Below are 14,187 nucleotides of genomic sequence, written 5' to 3'. Positions count from 1 at the left end.
TTTAAAATATACTTGTCATTTAGGGTTTAGCGCTGTTATAAATGTAACCGCACAATCAAGGGTTTAATCTTTGATGTGATGGCGTGTCCCCGTAGTTTAATGGATAAAACGGGGCCCTCCTAAGGCTTTGATGTAGGTTCGATTCCTACCGGGGACGCCAGCCGCTACAATGTGAATTTAACAGGCACTAGAGAAGCCGCGTTAAAGCGCAAAGTCTTCGCTGGGGGCGATGATAAGCTCGACAATATCGTTTATTTGAATATTATTCATCGGTCTGCTGTTTATATTTTTCGCGATGGCATTTTGAGCGTTAACTTGTGTCACCTTGACCCGATTGATTGTTTGAATACTACGAGTAAAAAACTGGTTTCTCTCACCTGCTACGTCACTGCGATGTGCAATACTCAAAATCTGCCCTTCTTGCAATCCATGGGCACTGCCTAAGTTAATTACAACCTGATCTTGGTCTTTATGAAGGATCCTACCTTTTGTTGGCAAACATGAAAATGCTTGGTTTAGATCTTGTGCAAGGCTATTAAAAACACCTTGAATGCGTTTGCCATAGTCAGTATGCCAAAAGGTGTCGCTATATACGTCAATGATCTTGGTTTTTTCATAGGGCCACACGCCTGTAACGCTATAGTGTTGTTGCCACACTTTATCTTTGCTGATTGCGTCGAAAGCGGCAAAGTCTATTTTGAAACTTCTCACGTATTCGTCATCTTGCCAAAAAGCATAGTCACTATTTAATTGCTGTGTACTGGCGAGGTCGGTTATTTGGCTGAGCAATACATATTGGCTATTGCTTGAGGCTGTTAGGCTCTCAATAAGCTGGGCGTCGTAATCAAAGTTTTGTGAAAAGAACGCGCGTACATTAATGCTTTTATCTATAAATGGAATAGGCTTGACCGACATATTGCGCTGCATCAATGTCTGATACATGCGCTCGCTGGTTGATTTATGTATGTCAAAAATTTGACCTAGCCTGGCTTGATGAGGTTGCATCAGTTGACTTTGTGTTATCGTGATCTGTTTATTAAACGACTCTTCGGGGCACTGCTGTTGTTTAGGGAAAATATCTAAGTGAAGAGTCACACTCATAACACCATCTTGTGTGTTTTCTGAGACTAGATTGATCTCTTGGATTTCGCCATGGCTTTTTATTTTGATGTGATCTTGTGCAAGCACGCCATCTGCGAGCGTTTGAATACTTGATACGGTTGCACCAGAAAAAATCAGCGCTTGTGTTATGGCATCTTGGACTGCTTCTTGCCTTGCCGCCGCTCTGTCAGTTGTGTATGCATTTGCATACCCTGTTACTTCAAACCATTCTGCTTGAGCACCAAAGCTTAGTAAACAGGCTACAAGAGCTGTACTACTCACTTTTTTCATCGTTTAATACCATATCAAAAATTTGACTTCTATTTCATAGTTCAGCAAATCCTATGCCAATAGCATTGGCGCAATTTGTGCATGCTGTATAAACACAAAGGCAATTTGGCGTGATTAGGAGTCGGTAACATATGCGAAAGTTATTTAAAATTAGCAAAATTTTAGCCATAGGTGTAGTGGTAGGTCTTGCTGGCTGCAGTTCAATTATCGACAAACATGTAGAATATAGTTACGTTCAACCAGACAGCTACCCGGTTTTAAAAGCGATAGGGTACGCGCCATTGGATGCACAGCCTGGAGCGACCGATAGTGAAAAAATGCTTATGGCAATTAAAGTGTCTAAATTGGAAGCGTATCGAGAGCTAGCTGAGCAAGTCTATGGCCACCAGCTCAACGCCACGACGACCGTAAGGGGTGTAGTTGCGCAAAATGACGGCTTGCGTAGCCAAGTTCAAGGGGTGATCCGAGGTGCCCGAGTGCTCAAATCATATGCGGTCGGTGATATTTATACCACAGAGTTGGAGCTTGATATGAAAACCGTATATGACCTTTATATTGGTCAGGTAAAACCGAAGAAAATTCAACGAGTCACCTATTACTAGTCATGTCTAACTAAAAAAGCACTGTCGGTACAGTGCTTTTTTTGCCGCTAAGATTAACTTAGGCTTTGAGGTTTTTGACGATTTCGCCTACGTTTTCAACCACATTTCCTTCTTCTGTGTAGGTGGTCGACATTGGCCTACCGATCAAAATCTCTTTCAATTCACGTACTGTCATGTGCGCCAAATGAGCTGCTTTTGCATTCACTTCGTTTTGATTTTTGCATTTAAGTAGCAATAAATTTATTTGCTCCGTTAAGGGCGCCACATCTGGGTCTTGAAACAACTCTTTAGGGTAAGTTGATAAACTTTTATCAGTCTTCTGTATTGTATTTAAGAAGGTAATTTTTTGCCGCGCGATGTCTTTTAGGCCATCGCCATTTCTAGAGCTAAGCGCGTTAAGTTCATCGTCTAGAAGCTGGGTCAAAGCTTCTAGTGATGTAATTTGTGCCGTAAGTTGCTGTATACACAGCTCAATATCTTTATCCATATAAATCGAATTCAAATGCCGCTATATTTTTGGCAAGTTTCTCAGCATCAACCTGATACTTACCTTCTGCAATGGCTTTTTTAAGCTCTTCTACTTTCTTACTATCGAATGCCGGCGTTTGCTGCGCTTTGTCTTGCAAGCCTTTTAATTGCTGTGCCTGTGGCGTCAAGCTAACCGAGTCTGAAGCCGCTTTTTGTTGAGCAGCAGGTTTTGTTGCCGTATTACTTGCATCATTTCTTTGCAATTCAGCACGTTGTTGCTTAATATTATTAGCAACATTGTTTGGCTGATTTTGACCGTTAATGTTATTAACCATGACATTGACCCATATAAAATAGTTGTTTCAGTCTTTTTATCGACCATTCCACTACTAACTTTAGCAAAAATTTTAAATATTGACCGCAACGGAATCAACATCTTTTACGCGTGCTCGGATGGTTTTCCCTGATTTTACATTTTTTACACGAATTTGCTCGCCGAGATTGCCATCTTGCAGGGCGATCCCCTGAGTTTTGATAGCAAAGTGCCCATTGCCAGCCACTATTATGACAGAGTCTCCCTTACAAACCATACAAACATGACGTAAATTGATGGCTTTGTCAGCTTGGATGCGACGTTTCGTTTTACTACCAACTAACATATCAATGCTATCAATGTTTGAAGCGCGAACAAAGTGTTTTGGTCGCATTGCCATTTTTAAGTCGCCAGCTTGCAAAACCGTGCCTTTATCCAGCTGCTGAGTACTGACTATGACCGGGTATAAAGTTTCTATTTTTATATGCACAAACTGTACCCAGTTCTTTTTGTCGTTGCAGCGAACTTGTACGGTAACTTGACGATTAAATGGAGGTGAGGCTTTGCTAGAAACTTTTAATGGCGACTTACATTGCCGATTAGGGAGCCGTGAATCCAGCGGCAATGCAGAGACATTGACTTCCCCTTTTGGGTCCTCAGTGGTATGTTTTTCCACATACTTTATTGCGACTTCCTGAATTTGTACTGGCTCATAGGTGTGAGCGTAAACAGGCTGCTTGGCTAAAAAATATGCCAAAATGAGAAAGAATTGAACTGCAATTGTATTTTTTAACAAACTCATGATGTTTCGACTATGCTTATGGGGTGAAACAAGGTATAAAGATTTTGCGTGAATTGCTTCACCGCTTCAAGGGCAACTTTGAATGCTATATGACAAGCAAACATTGTTCCGATAAGCTGTATTTTGAGTAGGAGAATGAAATGGCAGGTATTTTAGACTCAGTTAACCAACGAACACAGTTGGTGGGTCAAAACCGACTTGAACTATTACTCTTTCGTTTGAAGGGGCGCCAACGCTTCGGTATCAATGTTTTTAAAGTAAGAGAAGTATTGCAGTGCCCACCTCTTACCGCCATGCCAAAATCTAATTCGTATGTGCGTGGTGTTGCACATATTCGTGGCCAAACTATTTCCGTAATTGACATGTCGCTTGCGGTGGGTGGGCCCCCAATTGAAGATATTAAAAATTGTTTTGTGATCATTGCCGAATACAATCGCTCTGTGCAGGGCTTTTTGGTTGGTGCAGTTGAGCGCATCGTGAATATGAATTGGGAACGTATCATGCCTCCGCCATCAGGAGCTGGTCGATATTCTTACGTGACAGCGGTGACAGAAATCGAGGAAGAGCTGGTTGAGATCCTTGACGTTGAAAAAATATTGAACGAGATCTGCCCAATAAATACGGAAGTTAGTCAAGATATTGTCGCAGACGGTGAGATGCAAAAAGATCTCGGTGAGCGTATTGTATTTATTGCAGATGACTCTGCCGTTGCACGAAACCAAGTAAAAAGAGCACTTGAACCTTTGGGCGTGCAAACTGAACTAGCGAAAAATGGTAAAGAAGCGCTGATCAGACTCAAAGAAATTGCAGAAGTAGATTGCCAAAACGATATCACAGAGCGTGTTGGGTTATTAATTTCTGATGTAGAGATGCCAGAAATGGATGGTTATACCTTAACGGCTGAAATTAAGGCAGATCCTAAGCTAGCGCCTTTACATGTCATCTTACATACTTCACTCAGTGGGGTATTCAATCAGGCAATGATTGAAAAAGTGGGTGCAGATGACTTTATTGCCAAATTTAACCCGGATGAGCTGGCTTCGGCTGTGAAAAAATGGGTTCATTGTGATTAATAAGTGGTGGTAAACCTTGGAAAATAAACATTTAGAGCAAAGCGAGTACGATCAGTTTCGCACCTTTTTAGAGCAGCAGTGTGGCATAGTACTTGGCGATAATAAGCTTTATTTGGTCAAAAGCCGCCTTGCGCCTTTAATGTCCCGGTTTAATGTCGATTCATTATCGTCATTGGTGACAAAAACGCTCAGCCCACACGAAAGACAGCTTAGAGCTGCAGTGGTCGATGCGATGACGACGAATGAGACTTTGTGGTTTCGAGATCAATACCCGTTTGAACTGCTTAAAAAGAAGATTTATCCTGAATTTAAGGATTTACGTAGACCTGTCAAGATTTGGTCAGCGGCGAGCTCTTCAGGCCAAGAGCCTTACTCGATTGCGATGTCAACAAGTGAGTATCAATCGCAAAACCCTGGCGCGCTAAAAATGGGCGCCCAAGTGGTGGGTACAGATATTTCTAACACCATGTTGGATATGTGTAAAAATGCCGAGTATGACGCCTTAGCACTGGCGCGAGGGTTATCTCCTGAGAGACGTAAAAAGTTTTTCATGGACAGTGGTAATGGAATGGCGCGTGTTGTTGACCCAATTCGTAAAATGGTCAATTTCCGTCATTTAAACCTGCTTGATTCCTACGCGTTATTGGGTAAGTTTGATGTTATCTTCTGTCGTAACGTATTGATTTATTTTTCTCCAGAAGTCAAAGCGAAAATCATTTCTCAGTTTGCTCAGGCACTGAATCCAAATGGTTATTTGTTCTTGGGAGCATCGGAGTCCATGGCGGGATTAAGTAATGACTTTGAAATGTTACGTTGTAATCCTGGGATAATTTACCAGAAGAAATCCTAATCAAAAAAAGCAGTCGAGAGACTGCTTTTTTGTCACTTTGAACAGTGTTATCAACCCAAAATTACGTGCGGTACGAAACGGCTCAAATCTTGTGTGATTAAACTCGTATCAGCTCTAAGCCCAATCCCTGCTGGTTGGTCGCCTATCACCCAACTGCCGACCACGATATGTTCACCTGCAAAATTGGGAAGTGCTTTAAACTCCTGATATATGTACCCTTCATCTCCATAAGTGCCAGGCGAATGCGCTATTACTTTCCCCTCTTTCAATATTTCGATATTTGCGCCCTCACGAGAGAAAATTGGTTTCTTAACACTGCCTTTTTGTGCGTCTAGTTTGTGTTTTTGATCACCAAAATAAGCAGGTAGTAAATTGGGGTGGTTTGGAAAGTATTGCCAAAGTAAAGGTAAAATGGCTTTGTTGGATAGTATAGATTTCCATGCAGGCTCTAACCATTGAGTGGACAGAGTTTGCAACGGATCCGCATACTCGTCATTAAACATAAATTCCCACGGGTATAACTTAAAACACCAATTAATAGTATTATCAGCCAGATCCGTAAAATGGTTTTCAGTGCTGAGCCCAATATCTTCAATGTAGGTAAATCTACAAGGGATGCCTGCTTCAAGAGCACAACTTCTGAGGTAGTCCACGGTACCTTTGTCTTCTTCTGTATCTTTACAGCAACTAAAGTGTAGGGCATGATTTCGATTGAACTTGTGTATATGACGAAATCGAGAAATCAGCTGCTCCTGAATACTATTATATTGATCACTGTTTCTCGGCAGGCTTCCTGCTGATACTTGCTGCTCTAACCACATCCATTGCCAATAAGCTGTCTCAAACAATGATGTCGGCGTATCATAATTGGCTTCTAAGAGCTTAGCATGGGAAGTACCGTCGTAGCAGAAATCAAAACGACCATAGAGATGTGGATCTTTGCGCAGCCATGAGCGCCTGACCGTTGACCAGAACTTTTCAGGGATAGCAAAGCGGCGCATTAACTCATCGTCATCACATATTTTATCAACTAAAAAGAGCAACATCTCATGAAGCTCCTGTGTGGGTGCTTCAATATCTTGTTCTATTTGTGTCAGCGTAAATTGGTAGTAGGCACTTTCATCCCAATAGGGTTGGCCATGCATGGTATGAAATTTAAAGCCCAATGCATTGGCTTGCTGTTGCCAGTCAGCTCGAGGCTGGATCGGTATTCTTAGCATAATATGTAGGAGTTGGTTTAGTGTGAGGAGGGAGAGGTTATCCCCCCCAGCTCCTCGAACTGGCACTGCGGCCAAATCCACCGCGACTTTTTGTTCGTGTTACGGTTTTACTTGGTTTAGCTTGATAGTTAATCGACGTGCTTTTTACTGTGGTTGTACCGGCAGAGTTGACGCTGGAAACGACGCTATTTTGAGCATTACGATATTGAAAGAAGTCGTCTTTACTGCGATAAAGAGGCTTGGCACCTGAATAGTATTTTCCGCTTAAAAAGGCTGCTTTTCTTTTTTTGCGCTTTTTCATCGCATCTAGGCCTTCGTCTACAGCTTCTGCAAGTAATGCAACCATAAAGCCTGCCATAACCGGACGCCATAACCCGCCATTATTTTCACAGCGCTCATATCCAAAGTCACTTTCACAGAGCTGCTCAGTAGCATATCGCGGAGCTTCAGATAAATGTTGGTCTTTGGCTTGTTGGTAATGATATAAACACGACTCTGTCTCAACGCCAAATGATGTGCATTCATCCACATCTTTAAAGAGCAGTGCAGATTCTTCAGAGTCTGAGCAGCCAGCTAAACCAGCTGTGGTGCCCATCATTAGAGTAAGTTTGATTTGCTTGCTGCGTTTCATACTTACTCCTTAGTAGGTCATACAGGCTGCATTAAGAATACCCGTTGCCAGTGAAGCTCCACCGAGAAACAATCCAGCACTTATATGGTTATTTTCAATTTTCTCGGATAATTTAGGCATATATAGACGTACTAGAAAGAAAGTTACTAGCTGCATTACACCCGCAATAATGCCCCAAATTGCAAAATCGACTAATGACACTGCGTTGACGGCGGCGCTGGCAATTGGCAGAGTGAAACCAATCAAGGTGCCGCCAAATGCTGCAGCCGCTGCAGGATTGTCTTCCTTTACCAGTTTCCACTCACAGTGTGGTGTTATTCTGGTATAAACATATAAAAAAGTAAGGATCAGCAAGTAGCCGATCAAAAAATACAAAATAAATGGAATGAATCCCTGTAAAGACTCCAAAATCATGAGGTTATATACCTTTTATGTTCTTATTCGTGAAGTAGTAAGTGCTCCAATTCACGGTGAAGAATATCGTCATCACCGATGTTTAATTCTATCAAACGTTTCAGATGGGTAACACTGTCTATGTCAATTTGTGCACAGTGTAACCCTAAATGAGCTTCCTCGATATGGCGAATTTCGACTTCCATGTTTATTTCAATTTCACTGCCTGGCAGCATAAATTTTAAACTTGCCGGTTGTCCTTTTAGTGGAGTGAGTCCAATAGGGAGCGTGATAAGGGCACCATTTAATGACAAATCAATAATCTCACACTGATAATCACCAGTGGTTGTCATCAGCGTGGCTGCGTTAGAAAATAAAATCCGGGAAAATTTTCTGCGTTCTGTCATAAGTTGATCTCGTCATACTGTTAATTCAAGTTTAGTCATATTTTGGCGGACTAACCAGATATAAAAAAGCCCTGAAAAAGGTCAGGGCTTGTAAATCAAAAGTGGTTCAAATTAACCGATCTTTTTGTATTTGATACGTTTAGGTTCTGCCGCTTCAGCACCAAAAGTTTTCTTTAACCACTCTTCGTATTCAGTATAGTTACCATCGAAGAAGTTAATTTGACCTTCGTCACGGTAATCAAGAATATGCGTTGCTATACGGTCAAGGAACCAACGGTCGTGCGAAATACACATGACACAGCCTGGGAATTCCAAAATTGCGTTTTCCAGTGCTCGCAGTGTTTCAACGTCAAGGTCGTTGGTCGGCTCATCCAGCAGGATCACGTTGCCACCTGCTTTTAGCAGTTTAGCAAGGTGAAGACGGTTGCGCTCACCACCAGAGAGTTCTTTTACGAACTTTTGCTGATCGTTTCCTTTAAAGTTGAATCGACCAACATAGGCACGGCTTGGGATTTCAAAGTTGCCAATTTTAAGAATATCTTGGCCGTTAGAGATCTCTTGGAAAACCGTGTTGCCGTCGTCCATGTTATCACGGAACTGCTCTACAGTTGCAAGCTCGACCGTGTCGCCCAATTTGATTTCACCACTGTCTGGTTGCTCTTCACCGCTTAGCATTCTAAATAGCGTTGATTTACCCGCTCCGTTGGCACCGATAATACCGACGATAGCACCTTTAGGCATAGAGAAGCTAAGGTCGTCAATTAGAACGCGGTCGCCAAAGCCTTTTTTCAGGTTATTCACTTCAATAACTTGATCACCTAAACGCGGACCTGGTGGAATGAAGAGTTCATTGGTCTCGTTACGTTTTTGATAATCTGACTGCTGAAGTTCGGTGAACTGAGCCATACGCGCTTTCGATTTCGCTTGACGGCCTTTTGGATTTGAACGAACCCACTCAAGCTCTTTCTCAATTGATTTTTGGCGTGCTTTCTCAGATTTTTCTTCTTGTTTAAGACGTGCATCTTTTTGCTCAAGCCAAGAAGTATAGTTCCCTTCCCAAGGGATACCATGGCCGCGGTCTAATTCTAAGATCCAACCTGCAACGTTGTCTAGGAAGTAACGGTCGTGGGTAATTGCTACAACAGTACCTTCATAGTCGTGCAAGAAGCGTTCAAGCCATGCGACTGATTCGGCATCAAGGTGGTTAGTCGGTTCGTCCAGAAGTAGCATGTCTGGCTTTTCAAGTAGCAGACGACAAATTGCAACACGGCGTCGTTCACCACCAGACAAGTTTTCAATTTTTGCATCCCACTCAGGCAGTCGCAAAGCATCAGCTGCGCGTTCCAATGCATTGTCTAAGTTATGACCATCATGAGCTTGAATGATAGCTTCTAGTTCGCCTTGTTCTTTTGCCAGCGCGTCGAAGTCAGCTCCGTCCATTGCATACTCAGCATAAACTTCATCTAGGCGCGTAAGAGCATTTTTAACTTCACTTACCGCTTCTTCGATGGTTTCGCGCACGGTTTTGCTTTCGTCTAATACAGGTTCTTGTGGTAGGTAACCAATTTTCGTACCGGGTTGTGGACGAGCTTCCCCTTCAAACTCAGTGTCTACACCTGCCATGATGCGTAGTAGGGTAGATTTACCTGCGCCATTTAGACCAAGTACACCAATTTTCGCGCCAGGGAAAAAGCACAAAGAAATGTCTTTTAGGATAGTACGCTTAGGTGGCACAACTTTGCTCACCCGCGACATTGTATAAATATATTGAGCCATGAATCTGTTCCGACTTATTTTTTATTTCCGCTATTGTAGTTACAACTTACGGTGCATTCAATGCAAGTCAGACGATTAGGGCTGCAAGTTAGTCTGTCTTGAGTACTTTTTGACACGAAACAAGGTCTGTCGCACCACAGGGTGTACTAAGTAGCGGCTGTCAATTATCCATTTTTATTGCTCAAAAGAGCTTAATTTTACTTGTTTACATTTGAAAATAAAATGAAACAAAAACGGTGGGCCAATAAATGGAAAACGAGTGTGTTTTTTTTAAGTCTTTATTGTTAGGGCATTTTTGACCTGTTTCAATTCCTAAAAAAAGGTATTATTTACCTATGCTCAGCAAAGCTATGAAGAAAAGCCGTTAACTTCTATGTTGCTCAGAGCACCTCAATAATTGTTCATAATTATATATGGGCACAAACGCCTCCTTGTAAGGAAGCCGATAAATACAGACTGATTAGCAAACCCTGCAAAACGAGCAGTCTCTATAAACCTCACAGCTTTTGGCTCTGATAATTCACCATTTGCTGAACACATTTCACATCACCAAGAAGCTTAACTGACCAATCGGTAAGGATCGCAATGACACAGTCAAGTTACTCATCAAACAGAATTTTTAAAAATAAGCGAACTCCGCTGGGCGCGGAGATCCTCCGTTTTGCTAGACGCATGCGCGGCTTCACTCAAGCTGAGTCTGCAGCCAATTATGGGATTGAAGAGCGCACACTCAGGCGCTGGGAAAATAAAGAGTACAGTCCGAAATGGAATGATGTGATTGGTCTAGTAGAAGATGTTTATTCACTCGATATATTAGAAGTAATAGGAAAGCTCAATGATTGCGACACAAATAACCATTAAACAAATTCGCACAGCCTTAAGACGTTGGGGTAAATATTGGCGTCAGCGAGAGCTGGGTAAGGGCTTTAGCCGCCAAGCCGTCACCGAGCAAACAGGGGGCGGACATACCAATTACTTCTCCAGCGACATGATGAATGTACCGGAAGAAATTGAATTACTGGGGCAGTTGATCAGTAAACTGCGGCCAGAATGTATCCGAGCAATACGTGCAAAGTATTTGCTGGATGTTGAACTGAGCCAGGCTGCAAAAATGCTTGGCTTTGATACAAAGCGCTCGGCAGAGTTTTGGCTAACCAAGGCTGAAAGAACGCTCATGCTGGAGTTGAGCTACTAAATAGTAGGAAATCATATGTCGATCATGAATACGGTTGAGCAAATCAAGAAACATGAGGGCTATCGACGCTTTCCGTATTACTGTACGGGAGGAAAACTGACGATAGGTTATGGCAGAAATTTAGACAATAAAGGAGTGGATAAAGATGAGGCGGAGTATTTACTCGCGCAAGATATTCAAAATGCACTGGCAGGTGTAAAGCGTCGTATTGACGTTTCGCATTGCAATGAAGCGAGGATCGCAGTGCTGACAAATATGGCCTTAAATATTGGCTTACAAGGGTTGATGGGATTCAAAAAAATGCTTGCTCATGTGCAACAAGGAGAGTTTGAAGATGCCGCGGTAGAAATGCTTGATAGCCGCTGGGCAAATCAAGTACCTACTCGAGCGCAAGAATTAGCACAGCAGATGTTGAGCGGGGAGTGGCAATCATGAACTGGTTAACCAATTTGTTTTCGGGCAGTGTAAAGGAACCATTGCAAGTGGTTGGTGAGATTATAGACGACCTGTACACCAGTGAAGAGGAGTTGCTGGAGCAGCATGTCATTAAGGCTAGGTTGCTCAATAAGCAAAGTGAAATACAGGCGCAAATTAACTCAGTTCAGGCAAGTCACCGCAGTCGTTTTGTCGCTGGTGCAAGGCCTTTTTTAATGTGGGTATGTGGGCTTGGGTTTTTATTTGCTTTTGTGATCAATCCAATTTTGCAATGGCTATTTCCAGAGCATGGTGTGCCAGTGTTGCCACTCGAGGTGATGCTTGAGCTTACTTTGGGCATGTTAGGTCTGGCTGGGCTCAGAACCATTGAAAAGTTGAAAGGAGTAACAAAGTGAGACAACCTGAAAACTGGCAAATGAAAAAGGAATTGAGTTTGGCCCACATTCTTACGACGATTGCCTTGGTTGTATCAAGTATCTTATACCTAAGTGACTTAGATAAAAGAATTACTTCTAATTCCCAAGAGCTAGCGCACTTGAAACAGATCCGAAAGGAAGATCAAAAACGGATCGAGAAGCGCCTCGACTCTATCGACAAAAAGCTCGATGCCTTGTTGAGTGCAAATCGTAATAACCCCTAGTGCCTATACAGGCCACTGTTTAAAAATCCATTCTTTGTAATTAATCACTTAAATCATGTGCACAAGCTATGAGATTGCATGTGCGTTCGTGTGCAAACGTATTATCAGGAGACGAATTGTGAGTACAGCCATCGAATTAGCTAAACTGCCACCACCTCAGGTTATTGAAGCGCTTAGTTATGATGAGATTTATAAGCAAATGGAGCAAGCGTTGCTCGAAAAGTTGCCGGATCATGCTTTGTTGGCCTCTGATCCAGCAATCAAATTAATTGAGGTTGCCTCTTATCGAGAGCTTTTACTTCGTCAAAGGATCAATGATGCTGCTAAATCCGTGATGTTGGCATTTTCTCAAGGTGATGACTTGGATCACCTCGGTGCTTTGTTTGGTGTAGGGAGAGATGCGGACGAAGCCGACGAGCGATACCGACAGCGCATTCCTTTGTCACTAGAAAGCTACAGTATGGCGGGAACCAGAGGTGCATATGAATATCATACCTTATCAGCCAATGATCAGGTGAAAGACGTTTATGTTGACTCTGAGCAACCTGGGTATGTGAACATCTACGCTTTGATAAATACAATGACAGAAACGCAGGCCAATGCCATAAAAGCAGATATTGATGCGCGTTTAAATGATGAAGATATTCGACCCATTACAGATAAAGTGGTGACGCAGTGGGTAATGCCAACAAAAGCCGCGCTCAGTGCTCAAATATACCTAAATATAGGTGCGAACAAGCAGCAAGTTGAACTTACAATACTACAAGCGCTCGATGCATTTATGGCGATGAATTGTAAACTGGGCACGGAAATTCCACATTCAGGGATCATTGATGCGCTTCATCAGCCGGGTGTGAGAAAAGTTAAATTGCTCACCCCAACAGAGGACTTGCAGCCGTCGGTAAACCAAGCGTACAACCTAGACATTAACTTGCAATTTCCTGACGAGGCCTAAATATGAGCGATAAATCACTACTGCCTCGCAATAGCACAGATTTAGAATATCAATTAGAACAACATTTATCACATACCAGAGAGCAGTTCGACACACGTACCGTGATCCCTGATTATATTGGCTCTCAATGGGACCCCATGACCTGCCCTGAGGCGCTTTTACCCTGGTTGGCTTGGGCACTATCAGTCGATGAATGGAAAGAAGATTGGCCTGTTGAAACAAAGCGTGCAATGATTGTTAATTCAGTTAGTGTGCACAAACACAAAGGCACAGTGGGGGCGGTAAAGCGCGCACTTGAGTCGCTTGGACTAGAGATTGAATTCTTTGAGTGGTTCGAAGATATTGATGATGTATATCTTGCTCCTCATCACAGCGGAGAGCCACACACTTTTATTTTTATCGCATGGGCAAATGACGTGCCCTATACCAGTCGCACGGTGGTTTTAGACCAAAAGTTATATGATGCGATTAACCGTGTGACCAATCAAACTAAGCCCCAAAGGGCGCATTTTGACTTTTTAGTTGGTATGAAAATGTCGTCGCAAATAGCCGCAGCTAGCAGTAGCCACGGCTTTGCGTCGAGTCGACTTTATGCCAAAGTTATGCCGCACACAAAAACGCGTGCGGGTAGCAATACACTTTCACTCGCTGGTGCTATTTCTGGGCATCGCACAGCCTCTTCTCGCTATTATGCTGCATCTTCTTCTGAGCGTAAGATCACCTCAACTGCTCAACCCGGATGTGCCCTTGTTATTAGAAAGCAGGTACCTTTAGTCAGTCGCCAGCGCGTGAATACCTCTAATGAGCGAAAACTCAAAGCGAGCACTAGGCTTGGCTTTTGCGCATCGCTTTCGACAGGCTCAGGTCAAGTTGTTAGAACTTATATTCGCAGTGACCAAACCATGCCTTCGCGCTTTATTGAATTTAGCTGCCGCGCAGCGGGAGCCATGACAAAAAGTGCAAAGCAAACGACAGTTTGTCGTTTGTATTTCAATGCAGTGTCTGCATCTTAAATATTGATAAACAAGGAGTGCA

At 42.8% G+C, this 14,187-nt stretch carries 19 protein-coding genes and 1 tRNA gene; 11 read left to right on the top strand and 9 right to left on the bottom strand.

Annotated elements, in window-relative coordinates; all coding sequences use genetic code 11:
- Positions 1 to 85: 85 nt before the first annotated feature.
- Positions 86 to 160 (top strand) — tRNA-Arg (locus MHN81_RS10980).
- Positions 161 to 201: 41 nt separating this feature from the next.
- Here the strand turns inward: MHN81_RS10980 and MHN81_RS10975 are convergent.
- Positions 202 to 1,392 (bottom strand): flagellar assembly protein T N-terminal domain-containing protein, encoded by a 1,191-nt coding sequence (locus MHN81_RS10975; RefSeq protein WP_023397119.1) that lies wholly within the window; start codon positions 1,390 to 1,392, stop codon positions 202 to 204.
- A gap of 131 nt (positions 1,393 to 1,523) precedes the next feature.
- Between MHN81_RS10975 and MHN81_RS10970 the strand changes: the two genes are divergently transcribed.
- Entirely contained in the window at positions 1,524 to 1,994 is a 471-nt protein-coding gene (locus MHN81_RS10970) for an LPP20 family lipoprotein (protein WP_023397118.1), read from the top strand.
- 58 nt (positions 1,995 to 2,052) lie between these two features.
- Here MHN81_RS10970 and flgN read toward each other — a convergent pair whose 3' ends face one another.
- From flgN to flgA, 3 genes are all read right to left on the bottom strand, one after another.
- The gene (gene flgN, locus MHN81_RS10965; protein WP_023397117.1) at positions 2,053 to 2,481 is read right to left on the bottom strand and encodes a flagellar export chaperone FlgN; all 429 of its coding nucleotides are present in this window, start codon (positions 2,479 to 2,481) and stop codon (positions 2,053 to 2,055) included.
- Positions 2,474 to 2,797: a flagellar biosynthesis anti-sigma factor FlgM gene (gene flgM, locus MHN81_RS10960; RefSeq protein ID WP_023397116.1), complete on the bottom strand. Its 324-nt coding sequence runs from the start codon at positions 2,795 to 2,797 to the stop codon at positions 2,474 to 2,476. Before flgM ends, flgN begins: the two co-directional genes overlap by 8 nt.
- 72 nt (positions 2,798 to 2,869) lie before the next feature.
- The gene (flgA, locus tag MHN81_RS10955; protein WP_023397115.1) at positions 2,870 to 3,577 is read right to left on the bottom strand and encodes a flagellar basal body P-ring formation chaperone FlgA; all 708 of its coding nucleotides are present in this window, start codon (positions 3,575 to 3,577) and stop codon (positions 2,870 to 2,872) included.
- Between the two features lie 140 nt (positions 3,578 to 3,717).
- Here flgA and MHN81_RS10950 point away from each other — a divergent pair, with 140 nt between their 5' ends.
- The gene (locus MHN81_RS10950; protein ID WP_023397114.1) at positions 3,718 to 4,650 is read left to right on the top strand and encodes a chemotaxis protein CheV; all 933 of its coding nucleotides are present in this window, start codon (positions 3,718 to 3,720) and stop codon (positions 4,648 to 4,650) included.
- A gap of 16 nt (positions 4,651 to 4,666) precedes the next feature.
- Entirely contained in the window at positions 4,667 to 5,500 is an 834-nt protein-coding gene (locus MHN81_RS10945) for a protein-glutamate O-methyltransferase CheR (RefSeq protein ID WP_023397113.1), read from the top strand.
- Positions 5,501 to 5,550: 50 nt separating this feature from the next.
- On the opposite strand, the gene MHN81_RS10940 is transcribed toward MHN81_RS10945, so the two are convergent.
- The 5 genes from MHN81_RS10940 to ettA form a co-directional block, all read right to left on the bottom strand.
- The gene (locus MHN81_RS10940) at positions 5,551 to 6,720 is read right to left on the bottom strand and encodes a glutathionylspermidine synthase family protein (protein ID WP_239425747.1); all 1,170 of its coding nucleotides are present in this window, start codon (positions 6,718 to 6,720) and stop codon (positions 5,551 to 5,553) included.
- A gap of 37 nt (positions 6,721 to 6,757) precedes the next feature.
- A complete protein-coding gene (locus MHN81_RS10935) occupies positions 6,758 to 7,351 on the bottom strand; it encodes a DUF1190 domain-containing protein (RefSeq protein ID WP_239425726.1) in 594 nt (197 codons plus the stop codon).
- A 9-nt stretch (positions 7,352 to 7,360) separates the two neighbouring features.
- Positions 7,361 to 7,765, bottom strand: coding sequence for a DUF350 domain-containing protein (locus MHN81_RS10930; protein WP_239425725.1), 405 nt, complete (start codon positions 7,763 to 7,765; stop codon positions 7,361 to 7,363).
- 23 nt (positions 7,766 to 7,788) lie between these two features.
- The gene (locus MHN81_RS10925; RefSeq protein WP_023397109.1) at positions 7,789 to 8,151 is read right to left on the bottom strand and encodes a PilZ domain-containing protein; all 363 of its coding nucleotides are present in this window, start codon (positions 8,149 to 8,151) and stop codon (positions 7,789 to 7,791) included.
- A 111-nt stretch (positions 8,152 to 8,262) separates the two neighbouring features.
- A complete protein-coding gene (gene ettA / locus MHN81_RS10920) occupies positions 8,263 to 9,927 on the bottom strand; it encodes an energy-dependent translational throttle protein EttA (RefSeq protein WP_023397108.1) in 1,665 nt (554 codons plus the stop codon).
- Between the two features lie 585 nt (positions 9,928 to 10,512).
- Between ettA and MHN81_RS10915 the strand changes: the two genes are divergently transcribed.
- The 7 genes from MHN81_RS10915 to MHN81_RS10885 all read left to right on the top strand — a co-directional run bounded on the left by MHN81_RS10915 (position 10,513) and on the right by MHN81_RS10885 (position 14,165).
- Positions 10,513 to 10,788, top strand: a complete 276-nt coding sequence (locus MHN81_RS10915; RefSeq protein ID WP_023397107.1) for a helix-turn-helix transcriptional regulator — start codon at positions 10,513 to 10,515, stop codon at positions 10,786 to 10,788.
- A complete protein-coding gene (locus tag MHN81_RS10910) occupies positions 10,763 to 11,122 on the top strand; it encodes a hypothetical protein (protein WP_211009787.1) in 360 nt (119 codons plus the stop codon). The genes MHN81_RS10915 and MHN81_RS10910 overlap by 26 nt, the downstream gene beginning before the upstream one ends.
- 15 nt (positions 11,123 to 11,137) lie before the next feature.
- Complete coding sequence (locus tag MHN81_RS10905; protein WP_023397105.1) at positions 11,138 to 11,557, top strand: glycoside hydrolase family protein; 420 nt, start codon at positions 11,138 to 11,140, stop codon at positions 11,555 to 11,557.
- Positions 11,554 to 11,952 (top strand): 3TM-type holin, encoded by a 399-nt coding sequence (locus MHN81_RS10900; RefSeq protein WP_023397104.1) that lies wholly within the window; start codon positions 11,554 to 11,556, stop codon positions 11,950 to 11,952. The genes MHN81_RS10905 and MHN81_RS10900 overlap by 4 nt, the downstream gene beginning before the upstream one ends.
- Positions 11,949 to 12,197: a hypothetical protein gene (locus tag MHN81_RS10895; protein ID WP_023397103.1), complete on the top strand. Its 249-nt coding sequence runs from the start codon at positions 11,949 to 11,951 to the stop codon at positions 12,195 to 12,197. The genes MHN81_RS10900 and MHN81_RS10895 overlap by 4 nt, the downstream gene beginning before the upstream one ends.
- A 118-nt stretch (positions 12,198 to 12,315) precedes the next feature.
- Positions 12,316 to 13,152: a baseplate J/gp47 family protein gene (locus tag MHN81_RS10890; protein WP_239425724.1), complete on the top strand. Its 837-nt coding sequence runs from the start codon at positions 12,316 to 12,318 to the stop codon at positions 13,150 to 13,152.
- Between the two features lie 2 nt (positions 13,153 to 13,154).
- On the top strand, positions 13,155 to 14,165 hold the full coding sequence (locus MHN81_RS10885; protein WP_239425723.1) for a phage tail protein I: 1,011 nt from the start codon (positions 13,155 to 13,157) through the stop codon (positions 14,163 to 14,165).
- Positions 14,166 to 14,187: the final 22 nt, after the last annotated feature.

This window comes from Pseudoalteromonas sp. Of7M-16 (genome assembly GCF_022347805.1).
Taxonomy (GTDB): Bacteria; Pseudomonadota; Gammaproteobacteria; order Enterobacterales; family Alteromonadaceae; genus Pseudoalteromonas; species Pseudoalteromonas luteoviolacea_F.
Note: the sequence above shows the minus strand (reverse complement) of the source record. Positions and strands in the feature narration are given on the sequence as shown.

Bases quoted from the DNA above. Each gene is read 5' to 3' on its own strand.
- flgA (WP_023397115.1), bottom strand. From the start codon at position 3,577: ATGAGTTTGTTAAAAAATACAATTGCAGTTCAATTCTTTCTCATTTTG.
- MHN81_RS10940 (WP_239425747.1), bottom strand. From the start codon at position 6,720: ATGCTAAGAATACCGATCCAGCCTCGAGCTGACTGGCAACAGCAAGCC.
- MHN81_RS10905 (WP_023397105.1), top strand. From the start codon at position 11,138: ATGTCGATCATGAATACGGTTGAGCAAATCAAGAAACATGAGGGCTAT.
- flgM (WP_023397116.1), bottom strand. From the start codon at position 2,797: ATGGTTAATAACATTAACGGTCAAAATCAGCCAAACAATGTTGCTAAT.
- MHN81_RS10885 (WP_239425723.1), top strand. From the start codon at position 13,155: ATGAGCGATAAATCACTACTGCCTCGCAATAGCACAGATTTAGAATAT.
- MHN81_RS10975 (WP_023397119.1), bottom strand. From the start codon at position 1,392: ATGAAAAAAGTGAGTAGTACAGCTCTTGTAGCCTGTTTACTAAGCTTT.
- MHN81_RS10915 (WP_023397107.1), top strand. From the start codon at position 10,513: ATGACACAGTCAAGTTACTCATCAAACAGAATTTTTAAAAATAAGCGA.
- flgN (WP_023397117.1), bottom strand. From the start codon at position 2,481: ATGGATAAAGATATTGAGCTGTGTATACAGCAACTTACGGCACAAATT.
- MHN81_RS10970 (WP_023397118.1), top strand. From the start codon at position 1,524: ATGCGAAAGTTATTTAAAATTAGCAAAATTTTAGCCATAGGTGTAGTG.
- MHN81_RS10910 (WP_211009787.1), top strand. From the start codon at position 10,763: ATGATTGCGACACAAATAACCATTAAACAAATTCGCACAGCCTTAAGA.
- MHN81_RS10930 (WP_239425725.1), bottom strand. From the start codon at position 7,765: ATGATTTTGGAGTCTTTACAGGGATTCATTCCATTTATTTTGTATTTT.
- ettA (WP_023397108.1), bottom strand. From the start codon at position 9,927: ATGGCTCAATATATTTATACAATGTCGCGGGTGAGCAAAGTTGTGCCA.
- MHN81_RS10900 (WP_023397104.1), top strand. From the start codon at position 11,554: ATGAACTGGTTAACCAATTTGTTTTCGGGCAGTGTAAAGGAACCATTG.
- MHN81_RS10950 (WP_023397114.1), top strand. From the start codon at position 3,718: ATGGCAGGTATTTTAGACTCAGTTAACCAACGAACACAGTTGGTGGGT.
- MHN81_RS10935 (WP_239425726.1), bottom strand. From the start codon at position 7,351: ATGAAACGCAGCAAGCAAATCAAACTTACTCTAATGATGGGCACCACA.
- MHN81_RS10925 (WP_023397109.1), bottom strand. From the start codon at position 8,151: ATGACAGAACGCAGAAAATTTTCCCGGATTTTATTTTCTAACGCAGCC.